The sequence below is a fragment of the Campylobacter concisus genome, from assembly GCF_002912425.1.
Taxonomy (GTDB): Bacteria; Campylobacterota; Campylobacteria; order Campylobacterales; family Campylobacteraceae; genus Campylobacter_A; species Campylobacter_A concisus_AH.
In genome coordinates, this window is the sequence record NZ_POYR01000091.1 from 1 (window position 1) to 2476 (window position 2476).

Below are 2476 nucleotides of genomic sequence, written 5' to 3' on the forward strand. Positions count from 1 at the left end.
GTATTGGAGTAAGATAGATTATGATATAAAAAAGGATCTATCTCATTTGCACGAGGCAAATTTACTAAAGCTAGACTGTTCAAAGGCGCATATTTTATTGAAGTGGAAAGATGTTTGGGATAGCGAGACTACATTCGAAAAAACTGCAAAATGGTATAAAGCTTACTATGAGAATAATGGAGAAATATTGACACAAAGTGATTTAGTAAATTATATTATAGATGCAAAGAGTAAAAAAATAGAATGGTCTACAAGTAAATGAAAATACTATTGGCAGGAAGTACAGGCTTTTTAGGAAGATATCTATTGGAGTCTTTTATAAAAAATGGAAATGAAGTTATTGCCTTAAAGAGAAGTACATCAAATACAAGCGTTATTGATAAAAATTTAAATGATATTAAGTTTTATAATATTGATGAGGTGACACTACGAGATATTTTTAAAAACAATGAAATAGATGTAGTAGTAAATACTGTTACTAATTATGGGAAAAATAACAATAGTGTATCTGAAATAGCAATGACAAATTTAATGTTTGGACTAGAGCTTTTAGAAAATTCTATCAATAATACTAAAGCATTTATAAATACTGATACATTATTATATAGAAACATAAATGCGTACGCTTTTTCAAAAGCACAATTAGTGGATTGGATGATTTATTTATCAAATAAAAATACAAAAATTATAAATGTAAAATTAGAACATATGTATGGCCCTTTTGGCGGGCATAATAATTTTATTTCTTGGCTAGTAGGACAATTAAGACAAAATGTACAAAAAGTTAAGTTAACGTCGGGTCTTCAAAAAAGAGATTTTATTTATATTGATGATGTTGTAAGTGCATATGAGGTGATTATTAAAAATATAAGTAAATTTCAAGGTTATGAAGAATTTGAGCTGGGTACTGGAAATTCAATTGAAGTTAAAGTTTTTATAGAAAAAGTATATAAAGAGATATTAAAACAACAAAATATAAATACCAAGCTTCTTTTCGGGGCCATTGCTTATAGAGAAAATGAAAATATGGACATGAAAGCAAATATTCAAAAGCTGGTTGGTTTTGGATGGAAGCCAGAAGTTTCTATAGAAAGTGGAATTAAAAAAATATTAAATAGCAAGGAATGACATGACTAGACAAGACATGCTAAAGCAGGAAATATTAGAAAAGACAAAAGAATATTATGAGCTAGTTCATAAGCCAATTCAAGAAAGAAAATTTATAGATGGTGAAACAAGGGTAAATTATGCAGGTAGAGTATTTGATGCTAAAGAAATGCAATATTTGGTAGATAGTGCATTAGATTTTTGGCTTACGTATGGTGATTATAGTAAACAATTTGAAAAAAAAATAGCTGAATATCTAGGAATTAAGTATGCCTTCTTGGTAAATTCTGGAAGTAGCGCAAACCTACTTGCTTTTTTTGCACTTACATCACCCCTTTTAAAGGACAAACAGATAAAAAGAGGTGATGAGGTAATAACTGTAGCTGCAGGATTTCCAACTACTGTAGCACCAATAGTTCAATATGGAGCAATCCCTGTATTTGTAGATATGGATTTAAAATATGCAAATATAGATGTAACTCAATTAGAATTAGCTATCAGCAAAAAAACAAAAGCAGTTATGATAGCCCATACGCTTGGTAATCCATTTAATTTAAAGGTTGTAAAAGATTTTTGCGACAAGAACAATTTGTGGTTAATAGAAGATAATTGTGATGCATTGGGTTCAACATATGAGAAAAAATATACTGGTACTTGGGGTGATATAGGCACTAGCTCGTTTTACCCACCACACCATATGACAATGGGAGAGGGTGGAGCCGTCTATACTAACAATTCGCTACTTAAAAAAATAATTTTATCAATGAGAGATTGGGGGAGAGATTGTTGGTGTGAAAGCGGTGTTGATAATACTTGCGGATGTAGATTTTCTAAAAGTTTTGGAACACTTCCAAAGGGATATGACCATAAATATGTTTATTCTCACTTTGGTTTTAATTTAAAGGTTTCAGATATGCAGGCTGCAATCGGTTGTGCACAACTTGAGAAATTTCCTAGCTTTGTAGAAAAAAGAAAACTAAATAGAAAAAGGCTGTACGATGGATTAAAAGGCTTACGTCAATTGATTCTAGTGGAAACTCAGCCAAATTCTGATCCAAGCTGGTTTGGTTTTATGATAACACTAAACGATAGTGCTAATTTTACTAGAAATGAGTTAGTAGAATATTTAGAATCAAATAAAATACAAACCAGAAATCTTTTCGCCGGCAACATGATAAAGCATCCAATGTTTGATAATATGGTTTTAGATAAAGATTATAGAATTATTGGTGATTTGAAAGTAACAGATAAAATAATGAATGATAGCTTTTGGATAGGACTTTATCCTGGTATGGGAGAGGAGGCAATTGATTATATGATTAAAAAGATTAAAGAATTTCTAAAAAAAAGATAATAAAAAATAAGAAAG

General features: G+C 30.1%; 2 protein-coding genes and 1 pseudogene. All 3 read left to right on the forward strand.

The genetic code is table 11. The features are described from left to right. Positions 1-262, forward strand: a pseudogene (locus CYP84_RS10890) (CDP-glucose 4,6-dehydratase); the annotation flags it as partial. 8 nt (positions 263-270) lie between these two features. Further along, the gene (locus CYP84_RS04960; protein ID WP_180996385.1) at positions 271-1128 is read left to right on the forward strand and encodes an NAD-dependent epimerase/dehydratase; all 858 of its coding nucleotides are present in this window, start codon (positions 271-273) and stop codon (positions 1126-1128) included. A 1-nt stretch (position 1129) separates the two neighbouring features. Then, complete coding sequence (rfbH, locus tag CYP84_RS04965) at positions 1130-2461, forward strand: lipopolysaccharide biosynthesis protein RfbH (RefSeq protein WP_103636868.1); 1332 nt, start codon at positions 1130-1132, stop codon at positions 2459-2461. Positions 2462-2476 lie beyond the last annotated feature (15 nt).